This window comes from Paenibacillus sp. FSL E2-8871 (assembly GCF_038000345.1).
Taxonomy (GTDB): Bacteria; Bacillota; Bacilli; order Paenibacillales; family Paenibacillaceae; genus Paenibacillus_AQ.
The window spans coordinates 1,966,245-1,983,220 of record NZ_JBBOBV010000001.1 but is presented as its reverse complement, the minus strand read 5'-3'; the positions used below and the strand labels follow the sequence as shown (position 1 = coordinate 1,983,220).

General features: G+C 43.1%; 18 protein-coding genes. All 18 read left to right on the top strand.

Translation table 11 applies throughout. The features are described 5' to 3' along the window. Positions 1-15 precede the first annotated feature (15 nt). On the top strand, positions 16-2,049 hold the full coding sequence (gene flhA / locus NYE25_RS09115; protein WP_042189438.1) for a flagellar biosynthesis protein FlhA: 2,034 nt from the start codon (positions 16-18) through the stop codon (positions 2,047-2,049). Continuing rightward, positions 2,046-3,407 carry a flagellar biosynthesis protein FlhF gene (gene flhF / locus NYE25_RS09110; protein WP_341145743.1) on the top strand — a complete coding sequence of 454 codons (1,362 nt, stop codon included), beginning with the start codon at positions 2,046-2,048 and terminating at the stop codon, positions 3,405-3,407. Before flhA ends, flhF begins: the two co-directional genes overlap by 4 nt. After that, complete coding sequence (locus tag NYE25_RS09105) at positions 3,404-4,285, top strand: MinD/ParA family protein (protein WP_341145742.1); 882 nt, start codon at positions 3,404-3,406, stop codon at positions 4,283-4,285. Before flhF ends, NYE25_RS09105 begins: the two co-directional genes overlap by 4 nt. A gap of 33 nt (positions 4,286-4,318) precedes the next feature. Beyond that, the gene (locus NYE25_RS09100) at positions 4,319-5,650 is read left to right on the top strand and encodes a protein-glutamate methylesterase/protein-glutamine glutaminase (protein WP_341145741.1); all 1,332 of its coding nucleotides are present in this window, start codon (positions 4,319-4,321) and stop codon (positions 5,648-5,650) included. 34 nt (positions 5,651-5,684) lie between these two features. Beyond that, a complete protein-coding gene (locus NYE25_RS09095) occupies positions 5,685-7,757 on the top strand; it encodes a chemotaxis protein CheA (protein ID WP_076285424.1) in 2,073 nt (690 codons plus the stop codon). A 27-nt stretch (positions 7,758-7,784) separates the two neighbouring features. Continuing rightward, on the top strand, positions 7,785-8,246 hold the full coding sequence (locus tag NYE25_RS09090; protein WP_042189433.1) for a chemotaxis protein CheW: 462 nt from the start codon (positions 7,785-7,787) through the stop codon (positions 8,244-8,246). Between the two features lie 36 nt (positions 8,247-8,282). Then, entirely contained in the window at positions 8,283-8,876 is a 594-nt protein-coding gene (locus NYE25_RS09085) for a chemotaxis protein CheC (RefSeq protein ID WP_371915738.1), read from the top strand. Continuing rightward, positions 8,869-9,366: a chemotaxis protein CheD gene (locus NYE25_RS09080; protein ID WP_042189431.1), complete on the top strand. Its 498-nt coding sequence runs from the start codon at positions 8,869-8,871 to the stop codon at positions 9,364-9,366. Before NYE25_RS09085 ends, NYE25_RS09080 begins: the two co-directional genes overlap by 8 nt. Before the next feature lie 2 nt (positions 9,367-9,368). Continuing rightward, a complete protein-coding gene (locus NYE25_RS09075) occupies positions 9,369-9,779 on the top strand; it encodes a hypothetical protein (RefSeq protein WP_341145740.1) in 411 nt (136 codons plus the stop codon). Positions 9,780-9,967: 188 nt separating this feature from the next. Beyond that, positions 9,968-10,756, top strand: a complete 789-nt coding sequence (locus NYE25_RS09070) for a FliA/WhiG family RNA polymerase sigma factor (protein WP_042189430.1) — start codon at positions 9,968-9,970, stop codon at positions 10,754-10,756. A 28-nt stretch (positions 10,757-10,784) separates the two neighbouring features. Next, positions 10,785-12,188: a DUF342 domain-containing protein gene (locus tag NYE25_RS09065; protein WP_341053183.1), complete on the top strand. Its 1,404-nt coding sequence runs from the start codon at positions 10,785-10,787 to the stop codon at positions 12,186-12,188. Positions 12,189-12,337: 149 nt separating this feature from the next. Continuing rightward, entirely contained in the window at positions 12,338-12,649 is a 312-nt protein-coding gene (locus NYE25_RS09060; RefSeq protein ID WP_149646181.1) for a hypothetical protein, read from the top strand. A 39-nt stretch (positions 12,650-12,688) separates the two neighbouring features. Beyond that, the gene (locus NYE25_RS09055; RefSeq protein ID WP_339796794.1) at positions 12,689-13,267 is read left to right on the top strand and encodes a hypothetical protein; all 579 of its coding nucleotides are present in this window, start codon (positions 12,689-12,691) and stop codon (positions 13,265-13,267) included. Continuing rightward, positions 13,264-13,908, top strand: a complete 645-nt coding sequence (locus tag NYE25_RS09050) for an endolytic transglycosylase MltG (protein WP_341145739.1) — start codon at positions 13,264-13,266, stop codon at positions 13,906-13,908. The genes NYE25_RS09055 and NYE25_RS09050 overlap by 4 nt, the downstream gene beginning before the upstream one ends. Positions 13,909-14,069: 161 nt before the next feature. Further along, positions 14,070-14,771 carry a 30S ribosomal protein S2 gene (rpsB, locus tag NYE25_RS09045; RefSeq protein ID WP_036688493.1) on the top strand — a complete coding sequence of 234 codons (702 nt, stop codon included), beginning with the start codon at positions 14,070-14,072 and terminating at the stop codon, positions 14,769-14,771. Between the two features lie 132 nt (positions 14,772-14,903). After that, positions 14,904-15,554 carry a translation elongation factor Ts gene (tsf, locus tag NYE25_RS09040; RefSeq protein ID WP_042189425.1) on the top strand — a complete coding sequence of 217 codons (651 nt, stop codon included), beginning with the start codon at positions 14,904-14,906 and terminating at the stop codon, positions 15,552-15,554. Between the two features lie 105 nt (positions 15,555-15,659). Further along, positions 15,660-16,388 (top strand): UMP kinase, encoded by a 729-nt coding sequence (gene pyrH, locus NYE25_RS09035; RefSeq protein WP_036688491.1) that lies wholly within the window; start codon positions 15,660-15,662, stop codon positions 16,386-16,388. Continuing rightward, the gene (gene frr / locus NYE25_RS09030) at positions 16,388-16,942 is read left to right on the top strand and encodes a ribosome recycling factor (protein ID WP_042189424.1); all 555 of its coding nucleotides are present in this window, start codon (positions 16,388-16,390) and stop codon (positions 16,940-16,942) included. The genes pyrH and frr overlap by 1 nt, the downstream gene beginning before the upstream one ends. Positions 16,943-16,976 lie beyond the last annotated feature (34 nt).

The following is a 16,976-nucleotide window of genomic DNA, read 5'->3' as shown; positions in this document are numbered from 1 at the left end:
CGGGGGGTTAGGACATTGAAAGCTAAAGATTTAACAGTTTTGCTAGGCATCATCGGTATTGTGCTTATGATGATTCTGCCTATCCCGTCCTGGCTTTTGGACGTTTTGCTAGTTATTAATATTTCTATAGCATTAATTATCATATTAGTTGCTATGAACACGAAGAATGCGCTCGAATTTTCAATTTTTCCTTCATTATTGCTTGTTACGACATTGTTTCGTCTGTCACTAAACATTTCGACAACGAAATTGATCCTGACTTACGCAGATGCCGGTTCCGTGGTATCTACTTTCGGAAGCTGGATCGCCGGTGGACAAATTGCCGTCGGATTTATCGTGTTTCTGATTTTGGTAGTGGTTCAGTTTATTGTTATTACTAAAGGTTCAGAGCGTGTAGCTGAGGTAGGGGCGAGATTTACCTTGGATGCGATGCCCGGCAAGCAGATGAGTATTGATGCCGATCTTAACGCAGGCATGATTAATGAAACACAGGCACGTGAGCGTCGCCGCAATGTTGAACGGGAAGCGGATTTTTTCGGAGCCATGGATGGTGCGAGTAAATTCGTTAAAGGAGACGCGATTGCGAGTATCATTATCCTGTTAATCAATCTTATTGGTGGATTTATTATCGGTATGGTTGTGCATGGAATGGATTTCTCCACTGCGTTATCTACTTATTCTGTATTGACGATCGGGGATGGTCTAGTCAGCCAGATTCCTGCTTTGCTCATTTCGACTGCAGCAGGTCTTATCGTTACTAGAGCTTCATCGGAAGGTAATCTGGCAGAAGAATTAACAGGTCAGTTACTCTCCTATCCAAAGTTATTATATATTGTTGCAGTTACTGTTGCTTTTCTAGGTCTCTTTACACCTATACATATGATTACTACGCTCCCGCTAGCTGGTTTGCTGGCTTTTGCAGCCTATAGTATGGGACAAAATTTAAATCGAAAACAGATTGCCGAAGAGCAGCTTGTTGAAGAGAAACAGATTGAAGAGGTACGAAGTCCGGAAAGTGTAATTAATTTACTCTCAGTAGATCCTATTGAATTCGAGTTCGGCTACGGTCTTATACCTTTGGCAGATACAGGTCAGGGTGGAGATTTACTAGATCGTATCATCATGATTCGACGGCAATGTGCACTTGAAATGGGTCTTGTAGTGCCTGTTATTCGCATTCGCGACAATATTCAACTAAAACCGAATGAATATGTCATAAAAATTAAAGGAAATACTGTCGGCGGCGGTGAATTATTACTTAATCACTACTTAGCCATGAGTCCAGGCTATGATGATGAATCTATAAACGGTATTGAGACCATTGAACCATCTTTTGGACTTCCAGCGTTGTGGATTGACGAATCGGTTAAAGAGCGGGCTGAATTGTCAGGTTATACCGTGGTAGATCCACCATCCGTTGTTGCAACTCATTTGACGGAGCTGATTAAGCGTTATGGACATGAGTTGTTAGGACGACAAGAAACTAAGATGTTGGTGGATAACCTAAGAGACAATTATCCAGTGCTTGTTGATGATCTTATTCCTTCGGTATTAGCGATTGGGGATGTGCAAAAGGTACTTGCCAAGCTGCTGCGCGAGAAAATATCGATCAGGGATTTGGTTACTATTTTTGAGACGTTGGCGGATTACGGGACGTACACCAAGGATCCTGATATTCTTACCGAATATGTTCGTCAATCCTTGTCCAGACAGATTACTCAGCAATTCTCGCAAGTTGGAGAGACTCTGAAAGTTATTACGGTAGGACCTAACCTAGAGAAGAAAATTTCTGAGAGTGTGCAGCAATCTGAACAGGGCAGTTATTTGGCATTAGATCCAGCATCGACTCAAACGATCTATCAGCGGTTAAGTGAACAGATCAATCGACTGCTGCAGTCAGGACAACAGCCCATTGTACTCACATCACCAACCATTCGTATGTATTTGCGGCAGGTGATTGAACGGACAATGCAGGATATTCCTGTACTGTCTTATAGCGAACTAGAGCCTAACATTGAAATACAAAGCGTCGGAGTGGTGAATTTATGAGAGTGAAGCGTTATGTGGTCGATACGATGCCTGACGCCATGCATTCCATTCGTAGTGAGCTTGGAAGCGAGGCTGTAATTTTAAGTACTAAAGAAATTAAGATTGGCGGATTTTTAGGATTGTTTAAAAAGAAAAAAATAGAGGTAGTAGCGGCTGTTGAAAAAGCTCAAAAGGAGAGTGCTCCTGAAAAGCCTGTCAAGCCTGCGATGAACATTCCGCGCAGCGCTGTCCCGCAAGCTTACCAAAAAGCTTCATCTTCATCATCTGCTTCTACTGTAACGTTGGAAAAGCCGGAAGAGCCTCGGTCCTTTGCGGAAATCGCCGCTGCCTTGTCGGAAGCTATTGATTTAAAAGAATCGATAACCAAACATCCAGAGCCTGATCAGAAATCTCTTGAATCCAATCCAGATGAAACTACCTCTGTATCAGCCTTATATGAATCTTTAGGGTTAGATCAAACGCCAGAGGTTGCCTCGGCGCTGGAGAATGATGTTTTTCGTGAAATTAGAGATATGAAGCTTTGGATGGAACGAATCGCGAGGCAGTCTTCAGGGGCAAGAGAATTACCGGATAGTCTCCAGCAGCTTAGAGATCTTTTGATTGAGCAGGAGATGGATACTGTACTTGTTGAGGAGTGGATCAGTAATATCTCCGAACGTTGGGCGGATGAAGGGCGTACTTGGGGACCTGAGAAATTTCAGGAGTCCTTAAAAGAACAGCTCGATGGATTCCTGTCAGGGCGAATCGCTGATGGAATTGCACCTGATACCCAAATCGTATATATTGCAGGGCCCACAGGAGTAGGAAAAACTACTACCATAGCCAAGCTTGCGGCTGAACAGCTATTCAAAAACGGACGCAAGGTTGGTTTTATCACCTCTGATACGTATCGAATTTCAGCTGTGGAGCAGTTGCGTACATACGCAGCTATCCTGAATGTTCCGCTAGAGGTTGTACAATCTCCCGGAGATTTACAAAGAGCACTCTTTCGATTGGAGAGTTGTGATCTTGTAATTATGGATACAGCTGGACGGAATTATCGTAATGATATGCTTGTAGCAGAACTGCAAAGCTTGCTAGCGAAGGAATTAAGAAGTGAGACCTATCTTGTACTCAGCTTAACTTCGAAAAGCCGTGATATGAAATTGATTGCAGAGCATTTCGGCAGGTACAAGCTGGATAAAGTTATTTTTACCAAGCTAGATGAGACGGGAAGTTATGGACCACTCTTTAACGTCCTGAATGATTTCCCTCTCACATTATCTTATATGACCAATGGTCAAAATGTACCTGACGATTTATTGATGGCTTCCAAAGAACAACTTAGTGAGATGCTTCTTGGAACAGGTGAATCATGATGGATCAGGCACAATCCTTGAGACAGCTTGTATCCAGTCAGGAGCCTAAACTAGCTGAAAAAGGGGAAACATCCGCCCGTATCATTACTGTTTGTAGTGGAAAAGGTGGCGTAGGGAAATCGAATTTTACACTTAATTTCGCTTTAACTTTAAAAGCAATGGGAAAGAGAGTATTGCTGTTCGATGCAGATATTGGCATGGCTAACATAGACGTGCTAATGGGCGTGTCGGCGAAGTATAACCTATATCATCTGTTAAAAAGAGAAGCGGATATTGAGCAGATTATTCAGTTAGGACCGAACGGGCTACCTTTTATAGCTGGTGGATCGGGCATGGATGAGTTGTTTTCTCTTTCGGAATCGGACCTTAATTATTTCACAGCCCAGATAGCCCTTATTGCGGACAGCATGGATTATATTTTGTTCGATACAGGTGCTGGATTATCTAAGGAAACGATGAAGTTTATAACCTCTGCGGACGATTGCCTAGTAGTTACAACACCAGAGCCAACTGCTATTACAGACGCTTACGCATTAATGAAGGTTGTGAATCGGACGTATCCGGAGATTTCTTTTAAACTGATCGTGAATCAAGCGGGTGATGAGAGAGAAGCATCAGTGACAAGTGATAAGATCCGTATGGCGGCCACTCGTTTTTTGCAATTAGATGTTTCCTATCTTGGTCATATAAGCTCAGATGCCCATGTAGTGCAGGCTGTCAAAAGGCAGACGCCATTTTCATTGGCTTTTCCAAACAGTGTTGCTGCAAAAGATATACATCGGCTAGCCCTAAGTTATTTGACCATAGATGGTAAAAAAGAAACAAAAGTTCAAGGTATTAAAGGCTTTATCCATAAATGGTTAAAGCGAAGTAAATAATTGTTCTGAATCTGGAACAGAGGTGGAAATGATATGAAGCCATATAAAGTTTTGGTTGTTGATGATTCTGCATTTATGCGCAAGATCATTTCCGATTTAATTGAAAATGACGCTGACTTTCAGGTGACGGCAACAGCCACAAATGGTCGCGAGGCTATCGAGAAAATAAATAAACTTCGGCCGGATCTAGTTACTATGGATGTGGAAATGCCGGAGATGAACGGCCTGGAAGCGCTGAAAATAATAATGGCGTCAGATCCGCTGCCAGTGATTATGCTGTCAGGCATCAATGAAGAAGGTATGAAGGAAACCATTCTTGCACTGGAATGGGGCGCTTTTGATTTCATTCGTAAACCTTCAATATCAAATTCCCAGGATATAACGGGCGTAGGGGAATCCCTAAGAGAGCAAATGAAAGAAGCTATGTTGGCTCGAGAGCAACGTGAAGCGCGAGCATCTGCTTTTAGGATGCCTGACATCACGCCTTTAGAGCCATTACTGCCGACTGCACCGAGATTGTTACCGGACAAATCCAAGGCAGCACTTAAATCTTCTCTCAAAGATGAAGAAATGAGAAAACCTCGGGGGAAACAGCCAGTAGATAGTATTATCCCTAAAAAAGCAACCAAACCAATCATCTCTGCTAAAACACCGTTAATCGAAAAGTCTAAACCAAAGACTAAAGTAGAGAATAAACCAATTCCGCCCAAACCGGTGATAGAGTCTTTAGTGGAGGTATCTACTGAGTCTCCGGGACTTTCTCCAGATCGAATGGTTGGTAGCAAGAATTTGCAGAAATTAGTTGCTGTCGGTTGTTCTACAGGCGGACCTCGTGCACTGAAGGTACTCCTGGAGAAAATTCCAGCGGATTTTCCAGCTCCTATTGTCATTGTGCAGCATATGCCGCCTAACTTTACGAAATCACTAGCCCAGCGTCTGAATACATTCAGTCCGCTAGAAGTGTTAGAAGCAGAGCAGGGGATGATATTACGAAAAGGAGCAGCCTACATTGCGCCTGGAGGCTATCATTTACAAGTTACACCCACATCTAAAGGGCAATATGCAGTTGTACTCACGAAGGAGGAGGCGCGAAATGGCCACCGACCTTCAGTGGATGTTTTATTCGAATCATTGCTTCCACTCACATCTCTAGATCGGCACGTGTTGCTGATGACAGGGATGGGTAGTGATGGTGCTAGGATGATGAAATCTCTCTATGACTCAGGGGTTACCTCAACATTTGCTGAAAGTGAAGAGACCTGTGTCGTTTACGGGATGCCGCGATCTGCGGTGGAATTGCAGTGCGTCAAATATGTACTGCCTTTGCAAGAAATTGCTCCAAGGCTAGTGCAAGCCGTTAAATAACGGAAAAGCGAACTCGAAGGGGAGGTGCTCTACTATGGACATGAACCAATATTTATCCATGTTTATTGATGAGTCGAATGATCATCTGCAGTCATTGAACGAGAGCATGATGGGACTGGAAGCGAATCCTGAGGATCTTAGTATCGTCCAGGTAATATTCCGCTCTGCGCACACTTTAAAAGGTATGGCAGCGACTATGGGCTTTGAAGATTTGGCTTCACTTACACACCAAATGGAGAATGTGTTAGATCTTGTACGTAATAACAAGCTGCGCATGCAGGATTTCATTTTTGATACGTTATTCAAAAGTTTGGATGCCTTAGAGTCTATGGTTGAGGATATTACTAGCGGTGGCGAAGGTAAAGCAGATGTATCAGCCATTGTCTCATCCCTACAGGCTATCGTACGGGGTGAGATTCCTGTTGAAGGCGGTACAGCATCTGCTGCTAATATGCCTGCTGCACAAGCAGCTGAAACTCCGATTCATTTAGATGAGTTCCAATTTTCTGTTCTAGAACAATCGATTCAGGAAGGGCATCATGCATTGTATGTGGACGTAACGATCCGTAAGGATTGTCAACTTAAGGCTGTACGTGCATACATGGTGTTTGATCTGCTCGAACGTTCGGGGGAAGTAGTTAAATCCTTCCCATCCGTTCAAGATATAGAACAAGAGAAATTTGACCAAAGCTTCTCACTCTATTACATAACCCAAAAAAACGCTGATCAGATTCAGGCAATGATTATGAATTTGTCTGAGATTGATAAAGTAACAGCAGTAGCACTAGATCAAGAATCCTTGAAAATGCTTGGTCAAGAAACGGCAGCTGCCGTGTCAGAGGTTGCCGCAACAGCCACTGTAGAGGAAACAGCTCCAGCTGCTTCAGTAGCATCTAAACCATTGCCTACCAAAGATGAAGCTAATAAGCCGGGAGCAACTAAAACAGGAGGGGCGCCTTCACGTACGATTCGTGTAGATATCGAACGCTTAGATGTGCTCATGAATCTATTTAGTGAACTCCTGATTGACAGAGTTCGTTTAGAACAGCTGGCTTCTGAGGTTCAGAATGGTGATCTTACGGAAACTGTCGAGCATATGGGCAGAGTAAGCGGAGATCTCCAGAATATTGTGATGAAGCTTCGTATGGTTCCAGTAGATACCGTATTTAACCGGTTCCCACGCATGCTTCGTGATCTAGCTAAGTCGCTGGACAAGAAAGTAGATCTAATTGTAACGGGTGCCGAAACCGAGCTTGACCGGACGGTAATTGATGAAATTGGTGATCCACTTGTACATTTATTGCGTAATGCGGTTGATCACGGAATTGAATCCATTGCTGACCGTATTGCTGCTGGTAAACCAGAGACTGGGACAGTTCATCTACGTGCTTTCCACAGCGGAAATCATGTCTTCATTGAAATAGAGGAAGATGGAACAGGTATTTATCCAGAGAAGGTTTTGAAGTCTGCTGTGAAAAAAGGCGTGATCACGCAAGAGCAAGCGAAGAATATGACGGATGATGAAGCTTATCAATTACTATTTGCACCAGGTTTCAGCACGGCAGAAGTTATTTCTGATGTCTCAGGTCGTGGCGTAGGACTGGATGTAGTAAAATCTAAGATTTCTTCCCTGGGTGGTAATGTAACGATCTATTCTTCACCAGGCAAAGGTACGAATTTTTCAGTTCAGTTGCCACTTACTCTATCTATTATTGCAGCCATGCTTATTCGATTGGGTTCTGAGAAGTATGCCATTCCATTATCCTCTATTGTGGAAACTGGAATCGTGCAGAACACTCAAATCCGTACGATTCATGGCAACAAAATGATAGAGTTCAGGAATTCTCATATTCCACTAGTTTCTCTAAGTCGTCTATTTTCGGTACCTGATTATGATGAGAGTACTGAAGAAGAGACAGAGATCGTAGTTGTACGTAAGGGAGAACGTCTTGTAGCCTTAGCTGTACAGGATTTTATTGGTCAGAACGAGATCGTTATCAAGAATCTGGGTAAATATTTACCTGAAATTCAAGGGATATCTGGCGCAACGATACTTGGAGATGGCCAAGTCGCACTTATTATTGATCCGAACGCTTTTATTAAATAACTAGGATAGAACAGGGAGGTTCGTTCCATGGCTGAAGATATTAAAGTGATAGTGTTCAAATTAGGTTCAGAGGAATACGGTATCGAAGTTGAGAAGGTACAAACCATTGAGCGCATGATGCCAATAACTCGTGTGCCTAAAACGTATTCGTTTATCAAGGGTGTAATTAATTTACGTGGTGTTGTTATCCCTGTGATTGACCTTCGAGGTCGCTTTGGGATCGAAGAGGCGGAGCAAACAGATCAGTCTCGTGTAATTATCGTATCTGTTAATGAAATGGAAGTAGGTTTCATTGTAGATTCAGCAAATGATGTAATAGATTTGAACAGGGATTCTATCGATACACCTCCAGATGTTGTTGGCGGCATCAAAGCGAAGTATTTAGATGGGGTGGCCAAGATAGGTGAAGAGCGCTTGCTGATCATGCTTAATCTGTCAGAAGTGCTTAACAAAAACGAAATCGTTCAATTAGAAAGCCTAGAGGGCTAACCTGTGGAATTATTTAAGCACTATAAGGATTTTAAAATGGATGTGCTTAAGGAAGTCGGGAATATTGGAGCTGGGAATGCAGCCACCGCATTATCACAGCTCTTGAATAAGCCGATTGATATGGCTGTTCCCAAGGTACAGCTTCTCAACTTTGAAGAGATTACGGACAAAGTTGGTGGAGCTGAAGAACTAGTATATGCAGTTTTCTTACGTGTGGAGGGAGAAGCTCCGGGCAACCTGTTTTTCATACTTTCCCCGGAAGCCGCTTTGAACTTACTCAGTCGCATTGCAGGCATCGAGATTTTGAGTGACCAAGAGCTTGGAGAAATGGAACTTTCCGCGCTGAGTGAAATTGGAAATATATTAGCAGGATCGTACCTATCTTCTCTTGCAGATTTTACCTCACTTTCTATGTATCCAACAGTTCCTGCACTTGCTATGGATATGGCTGGAGCCATCCTAAGCTACGGTTTGCTGCAATTTGGGCAAATGGGTGACGATGCATTGTTGATCGATACTACCTTTTTTGAGGGGAAAAACGAAATTGAAGGGCAATTTTTCCTTATTCCCGATCCGGAATCATTCCCGAAAATCTTCAAATCGCTAGGAGTACCGTTTGAAAATGATTGAAGAACAAAGCATCATTAAAGTAGGGATGGCAGATCTTAACATTGGAAGCCAGGATAGTTTGATTCGTACAACGGGTCTTGGCTCCTGCGTGGGATTGACATTGTTTGACCCTGGAAAAAAACTCGCGGGAATGGCGCATGTGATGCTCCCTACTTCTGAGATTGCTAGGGAAGGGCAATTAAACATCGCTAAGTTTGCAGATACTGCAGTGCCGGAGCTCTTATCCCGTTTGCTGGAGCTTGGTGCGGTTCGGAGTCGGATCGTAGCCAAGATGGCAGGAGGATCACAAATGTTTGCCTTTGCCGGGGGGAGCGACACCATGAGGATCGGGCCTCGTAATGTTGAATCTTGTAAACTTGCTCTTGAGAATTTGAAAATTCCGTTAATTGCGGAAGACACGGGCGGTAATTATGGCCGTACGATAGAAATTGCCTGCAACACTGGTGTATTGTTCATCCGCAGTGTGCAAAAAGGCGCTAAGGAAATATAAATATGAAGATGATAGGAAACATTTTTATAAACTTGCTGTTTGGTTTGATAGGTTTTGTATTCACTTTTTTTGTAACCTACAGTAATAATGTTCTCGGTACTAGTTTATTACGAAGCCTATTAGGATTTATCATCTGGTTTCTGCTTGCTTTCCTCCTAAGATGGGTATTGGGTTCTATCGTGTATCAATCATCACCTCCGGATGAACAGGATGTTGAGGGAGAAGAACTTGGTGCAAAGCTAGACATCAGTACCCCTAATGAGGATGAAGAGTTAATTAATCTACTCAAACCGAAGCCAGGACAAGGGAGTGGGAACAGTGAGGGGTTCAAGCCGCTCACACCCCCAAAACTAGTCTCTATGAAAGATCCTGAAGAATTGGCCAAGGCCGTTCGTCACCTGAAAGAAGAATAAGCGAGCGCTGTGGCGGAATCGGTTATCTTAAATATAAGAAAGTATAAGTTTCACTTTATACATTATCCTTATATTTCTCGCTTAAACGCTACCGTCCTCATAAGGATGCCGAAGGCGTTTATGCTTGTGACTAGGCAGGTTTCGCCGCGACAAGCTCTCTGACTAAACTTTGGGAAGGGTGAAAGTTATTGAACGAGCGTAAAGCTTCTCAATTGGAAACTGACGAGCTATGGGAACAGTGGAAAGAACACAGTGACCCTGAAGCCAAAAAGAAGCTGATAGAGAGTTATCTCCATATTGTTGATTATGTATCCAGCCGTTTGGCTGTGGGATTGCCCAAAAATGTATCTAAAGATGATTTAGCCAGCAATGGAGTAATGGGATTAATTGATGCGATTGAAAAATTCGACTACAAACGGGGATTGCAGTTTCAGACCTATGCTTCCTGGCGCGTACGTGGTGCGATTTTAGATTCCTTACGCCAAAGTGATTGGGTCCCTAGATCTGTGCGAGAAAAAGCTAAAAAAATCGAGGACGCTTATCAGCAGTTGGAACAGAAGTATTTGAGATCCGTTAGTGATGAGGAAATGAGTCTATACCTGAATATTAGTGTAACTGAATTTCAAAATATGTTGCAGGATGTGGCTGTAATGTCACTATGTTCACTGGAAGACCCGATTCGTGAAGAGGAATCAGAGACCCGAATGTCCATACTGGTGGACGATAAAGCTAAGAATCCGGATAGCAAGGTAAATGAGTTCTACTTACGCGAAGCCCTCACCAAAGGTATTGAGAAATTAACGGTGAAAGAACGGACCGTTGTGTCCCTTTTATATTATGAAGATTTATCATTGAGCGAAATCGCAGAGGTCATGTCACTATCTCCTTCACGGATTTCGCAGCTTCATTCCAAGGCTATTTTGCGGCTGCGGGGAACGCTTGAGAAGAATCGCGATCTACTTATGCAAAACGATTAACCGTTAGTGGTGACAAGGGGGAGCAAAATTGATCGGTCAAAATGCTTTGGATCAGTACTTAAGTATTACTTTTTCGGATGACAAAGGGATCGCGTATTTGCAGTTCTCCAAAAAGGATGAGAATTTTTCCTGCTCTCCTACAGAATTGGAAAGCTTCCTGCACAGTCACAATATTCGCTACGGGGTCCAGCGTGATATTGTTGGACGTATTTGTAGTCATCCGGAGGAGTTTTTTTGGAGTAAAGTCGCTATTGCTACAGGCGAACCTGCAGTAAATGGAGTCGACGGAAGTATTATGCTTACTGTTGATCTGGAAGAGGATCGCAAGCCGCTTGAAAAAGCGGATGGTAAGGTGGATTATAAGGATTTAGTTCGGCTTCGTAACGTCCTCAAAGGAAAGCTGATAGCTAGAATTATCCCTGCTCAGCCTGGTAAGCATGGTAAGACTGTAACTGGTGATGAGCTTGCTTTCAGAGCTGGAAGGGAAGCTCATTTTAAAGTGGGTAAGAACGTACTCGTTGATAACAATGGAACCTCGATGTATGCCGCAATTGACGGTCTTGTTACTTTAACCGATAGAGGTAAAATCAATGTATTTCCTGTCTATGAAGTGAATGGTGATGTGGACTACAGTACTGGGAACATTGATTTTGTAGGTACCGTTGTTATTCGAGGAAACGTACTTTCAGGATTTTCTGTAAAGTCCGCCGGTGATATTCGTGTGGTTGGTGGAGTTGAAGGAGCGGAATTAATCTCTGGGGGATCCATCGAAATTACAGGTGGAATTATCGGCTATAACAAAGGACATGTAACTGCTGGGAAAAATGTTAAGGTCTCTTTCATTCAAGATGGTAATGTAACAGCTGGTGAAGATGTCATTGTATCCCAGAGCATTATGCATTCCAATATACGTGCGGGCAGAGACGTTCTTTGTAACGGAGCTAAGGGATTGATAGTTGGCGGAACTGTACAGTCTGGGGAAAGAGTCGTAGCACGTACCATAGGCAATACCATGTCCACAGCGACTTCTATTGAGGTAGGAGTAGTACCTGAGCTCAGAAATGAGATTAACGAGCTACGTCAATCACTGCGTCAATTACTTGAAAATGAGGACAAAACGTCTAAAGCGTTGTATCTATTAAATCAATTGGCAACTAATGGTCAACTCCCTGCAGATAAAGTGGCACTTCGCGTTAAATTGAATGCTACTAAACAGTCTCATCAACGTGAGGAAAAAAGAATTAAAGAACGTGTACTAGAGATTGAAAGAATGCTAGAAGATACAGGCAGAGCTAGAGTTGAAGTGATCAAAACGATCTATGGCGGATCCAAAATTATGATCGGTAGATATACACGATTTGTAAAGGACCCCACAGAACGAGTTGTGTTTGTTTATAGTGAAGGTGATATATCCTTAACGCCATACAATTAATCGGGCGGGCAGCAATAGCGGCCGGCCATTCTTGAAATATAAGAAAGTATAAGTTTCACGTTATACATTATCCTTATATTTTTACGAGAAACGGTTATCGTCTTCATAAAGACGACAACATCGTTTCTTCTTATGAGAAGAGGGTTATGATGAGCCTAAAACCAGTGGAACTGCAAATTGCACTACCTCGGACTACGGAAGCGGGTAAGGTTCAGAATGAATCTCAGCAGCGCCCCGCTATTGATCAGCATCAACTGGCCGGACAAAATGTGAAACAAAGTCAGGAAATGACCATGCGAAGCGCTGAAGTGGATGAATCTTCTGAGTCTGCTTTACGCGATGGCGGAGATAAAGGCAATCATAATTCCGGAGGGAATCCTTCCTCGGAGAAACGTTCGAAGTCAGGTACTCGTGATGCGGAACATCCTTACAAAGGACAGCGCATTGATCTGAGTCTTTAATAAGTAATTATATTTGATATGTTAAAGGAGATAAGGCACTTGCAACCATGGGTGTATATTGTGCTAGTAGGTGTCGCCGCTATTCTTTATGCCCTTTTACTTCCGGCGCGTATGAAGGAAGGAAAAGCAGAGCAGCAAAGCCTCAAAGAAACGGAGGCAGCGCTTGAGCTATATATGGCTGACATAGAGCGCGAGAATGAAGAGCTAGCACAGTTGGTCAGCAGTATTAAACAGCAATCACAAACTAATCATGTAGCAATGCAAGGGCAGATTAGTGATTTGCAGCATCAATTGACAGAATTACAACAAAGCTCTTTATTACTAGAGGGCCGAGTAACTAACGAAGAAAAGCGGTTAAGAGAGTTAGAAGTTTCGGTTGAGAAGGGTTCGTATGCTAAGGTTGCTGCGATCGGAGACCCGTCTGCCGGAGCTGAATTGAGTTCAATACAACCAGAAGTGAAAGCGAAACCCATTAGTTCTATTAAATTGCGGTATCCAAGATTATTTGAACTACATGAGCAGGGGAAATCGATAGACTCCATTGCCAAGACGGCTGGACTTCAGCGGGGAGAAGTGCAACTGATTCTGCAACTCGCCAAACAGGAGGAATCGGTATGATGAAGAACCGTTCTTTTTTGTTCGGTCTTGGCACAGGGCTAATTGCAGGCGCACTATTACTTCAGTTAATGATATCCGGTGGAGCGGCTCCACTCACCAAGGAACAGGTAATACAAGGTGCTGAGAAATTGAACTTGAAGGTTATCGACGAATCTACTGAACCACCTTCTGATGAGTCTGCTTTGGAGGACGCTGTTCAAGGTGAGAAGACAGACGGCGTTAATGAGGGAAGTACGGAGAACGTGGAACCTTCTAAGCCTACAGTAGCGGCTTCTCCCGCTCCTGTAGTATCTCCTAAAGTATCTGATAACCCCAATAAGGTTGTCCCTCCTAAAGAGCCCTCAACGCCTAAAGAAGGCACTATTGAGAAGCCAGAGGTCACTACTGCACCATCTGCTGTTGCACCTGATAAGCCTAAAGCCACTGCGAATGCAGGGGTTGTTGTTCGTATACCTTCAGGTAGCACACTGACAAAAACAGCAGATATTTTGGAGAAGGCTGAAGTCATTAAGGACAAGGCTAGTTTTCTTAAAGCCGCCAATCAACGTCAGATCAATACGAAGATTCAATCGGGTTCTTACACCTTTAATAAAGACGAGAGTCTAGATTCTATACTAGAAAAATTAATAAGTTTTCAATGATCGTTGCATACACTAATAAAATATGGTATAGTAATTGACGGTGTTAAAACACACGCCGGTTGATTTCGACAAGGGGTGCTTTCTTCTGAAGAAAGTCTTGCTGAAAGATGACGCACGGCGGAGGAGACACACAATAAACCAAACTTAGGAGGTGTGTGAAGATGGCAGTAATCTCCATGAAACAGCTTCTAGAAGCTGGGGTACACTTCGGTCACCAGACTCGTCGTTGGAACCCAAAGATGGATCGTTATATCTTCACTGAAAGAAACGGAATTTACATTATTGACTTGCAAAAAACAGTCAAGAAGGTAGAAGAAGCTTACAACTTTGTAAAAAGCGTCGCTGGTGACAACGGCACAATCCTATTCGTAGGAACAAAGAAACAAGCACAAGATTCCGTAAAAGAAGAAGCAGAACGTTCCGGTATGTTCTTCATTAACCAACGTTGGTTGGGCGGAACTCTTACTAACTTCCAAACTATCCAAAAACGTATTGATCGTTTGAAGAAATTGGAATCTTGGGAAGAGGACGGCACTTTCGAAGTTCTACCTAAGAAAGAAGTTATCCTTCTTCGCAAAGAGAAAGATCGTCTTGAAAAATTCTTGGGCGGTATCAAGAACATGAAAGGTCTACCAAGCGCGTTGTTCATCATTGACCCGCGTAAAGAGCGTATTGCAGTTGCAGAAGCTCGCAAATTGGGTATTCCAATCGTAGCTATCGTTGATACTAACTGTGATCCAGACGAAATCGACTACGTAATTCCAGGTAACGACGACGCTATCCGCGCCGTGAAATTGTTGACTGGTAAAATGGCAGACGCTGTTGTTGAAGCTCACCAAGGCGAAGACACAACTACTGCTTAAGTAGCGACTAACACATACAAGAACTTAAATGAAAAGGGTGGTTGGCAGGTGGATAACCTCTCACTGCCCTTTTTTTAGGATAAAAGCCTTGAATAATGTAAGAAAACGACAATTACCTGGAGGGAATAAACAATGGCAGTTGATGCAAAAGCAGTAAAAGAACTTCGTGAAAGAACAGGCGCTGGTATGCTTGATTGTAAAAAAGCGCTTGAAGAAGCTAATAACGATATCACTAAAGCGGCTGAATTGCTTCGTGAAAAAGGTTTGTCCGCAGCAGCAAACAAAGCAGGACGTATTGCTACTGAAGGCGTTGTAGAATCTTACATCCACGCTGGCGGCCGTATTGGTGTACTTGTAGAAATCAACTGCGAAACTGACTTTGTAGGTAAAACAGATTCCTTCAAGGATTTTGCTCGCGATATCGCTATGCAAATCGCTGCAGCAAACCCACGTTATGTTCGTCGTGAAGAAGTTCCACAAGAAGATGTAGAAAAAGAAAAAGAAATCCTGAAAGCTCAAGCTTTGAACGAAGGTAAGCCTGAGAAAATCATTGAAAAAATGGTTGAAGGACGTATTGGTAAATATTACGAAGAATATTGTTTGCTTGAGCAAACCTTCGTTAAAGACCCAGACAAAACGATCTCCCAATTGCTGAACGAAAAAATCAGCACAATCGGAGAAAACATCTCGATCCGTCGTTTTGCTCGTTTTGAACTAGGCGAAGGTTTGGAAAAGAAAGTGGATAACTTTGTTGAAGAAGTTATGGCACAAGTAAATAATTAATATCAGCTTCATCATAAATGTGAAGAATTGAATAAAGGCAAGCATCAGAAGAGCGGAACACGTACACGTAGTGTTCCGTCTTTTGCAGAAAGTGAGGGTATACATTTGGAACAGCCGGTATTTAAGAGAGTAGTCCTTAAGGTAAGTGGAGAGTCTTTGGCAGGACAAAACGGATATGGTATTGATGCCGACATGATTATTTCCATCGCTGAACAGATCAAGGAAGTTGTAGAGCTTGGCGTTCAGGTTGCGATTGTTTGTGGTGGAGGTAACATTTGGCGCGGGATCGCTGGTAGTGCAAGTGGCATAGATCGCGCTACTGCAGATTATATGGGCATGCTGGCAACAGTAATGAATTCACTTGCTCTGCAGGATGCATTAGAACAAATCGATGTGCCAACAAGAGTGCAGACTTCGATCTCAATGCAGCAAATTGCTGAACCGTACATTCGTCGTCGTGCGATTCGTCACTTGGAGAAGGGTCGTGTTGTTATTTTTGCAGCAGGCACAGGTAACCCTTTCTTCTCTACAGATACTACTGCAGCACTTAGAGCAGCAGAAATCGAAGCAGAAGTTATTCTGATGGCGAAGAACAAGGTTGATGGTGTATATTCAGCAGATCCGTTTAAAGACAGCACAGCCGAGAAATTTGAACAGCTCACTTACATGGATGTTCTGAACAAAAACCTTGGTGTTATGGATTCCACAGCTTCATCTCTATGCATGGATAATAATATACCGCTCATTGTATTTGCCATTACTGAACAAGGCAATATCAAACGTGTCGTTCTCGGTGAGAAGATCGGAACGATTGTTAAAGGGAGTGTAGATTAATGCCACAATCGGTCAAAAAAAATGCCGAAGAGCGTATGGAAAAAGCGATTTCATCGCTGAAACGTGACTTGGCAACATTGCGTGCAGGACGTGCAACAACATCACTGCTAGATCGCATTCAAGTTGAATATTATGGTTCCCCAACTCCAATCAATCAGCTGGCGAACATCAGTACTCCGGATTCCCGGACACTGTTAATCCAGCCGTGGGACAAAACATCGATGTCTGACATTGAACGGGCGATTATGAAATCGGATATCGGTTTGACGCCTGCTAATGACGGCACAATCATTCGTCTTTCTATCCCTCCGCTGACTGAAGAACGTCGGACGGATTTGGTGAAATTGACGAAGAAATTTGGTGAAGAAGCGAAAGTAGCGATCCGCAACATTCGCCGTGATGCCAACGATGATATTAAGAAGATGGAGAAAAACGGTATCTCGGAAGATGAGTCCCGTGGCCATCAGGAAGACATTCAAAAGACAACGGATAAGTTCATAGCCGAGGTCGACAAAGTGCTTGTATCCAAAGAAAAAGAGATTATGGAAGTATAAAGATATTCTAGAGACTTAAGGCCCCTCCGTTAAT

What these genes read in the sequence shown, in the direction of transcription:
- NYE25_RS09085 (WP_371915738.1), top strand. Translation starts at nt 8,283, where the DNA reads ATGGATGTGCTTAAGGAAGTCGGGAATATTGGAGCTGGGAATGCAGCC.
- flhF (WP_341145743.1), top strand. Translation starts at nt 2,046, where the DNA reads ATGAGAGTGAAGCGTTATGTGGTCGATACGATGCCTGACGCCATGCAT.
- NYE25_RS09080 (WP_042189431.1), top strand. Translation starts at nt 8,869, where the DNA reads ATGATTGAAGAACAAAGCATCATTAAAGTAGGGATGGCAGATCTTAAC.
- NYE25_RS09100 (WP_341145741.1), top strand. Translation starts at nt 4,319, where the DNA reads ATGAAGCCATATAAAGTTTTGGTTGTTGATGATTCTGCATTTATGCGC.
- frr (WP_042189424.1), top strand. Translation starts at nt 16,388, where the DNA reads ATGCCACAATCGGTCAAAAAAAATGCCGAAGAGCGTATGGAAAAAGCG.
- NYE25_RS09105 (WP_341145742.1), top strand. Translation starts at nt 3,404, where the DNA reads ATGATGGATCAGGCACAATCCTTGAGACAGCTTGTATCCAGTCAGGAG.
- NYE25_RS09095 (WP_076285424.1), top strand. Translation starts at nt 5,685, where the DNA reads ATGGACATGAACCAATATTTATCCATGTTTATTGATGAGTCGAATGAT.
- NYE25_RS09060 (WP_149646181.1), top strand. Translation starts at nt 12,338, where the DNA reads ATGAGCCTAAAACCAGTGGAACTGCAAATTGCACTACCTCGGACTACG.
- NYE25_RS09090 (WP_042189433.1), top strand. Translation starts at nt 7,785, where the DNA reads ATGGCTGAAGATATTAAAGTGATAGTGTTCAAATTAGGTTCAGAGGAA.
- NYE25_RS09075 (WP_341145740.1), top strand. Translation starts at nt 9,369, where the DNA reads ATGAAGATGATAGGAAACATTTTTATAAACTTGCTGTTTGGTTTGATA.
- tsf (WP_042189425.1), top strand. Translation starts at nt 14,904, where the DNA reads ATGGCAGTTGATGCAAAAGCAGTAAAAGAACTTCGTGAAAGAACAGGC.
- NYE25_RS09050 (WP_341145739.1), top strand. Translation starts at nt 13,264, where the DNA reads ATGATGAAGAACCGTTCTTTTTTGTTCGGTCTTGGCACAGGGCTAATT.
- rpsB (WP_036688493.1), top strand. Translation starts at nt 14,070, where the DNA reads ATGGCAGTAATCTCCATGAAACAGCTTCTAGAAGCTGGGGTACACTTC.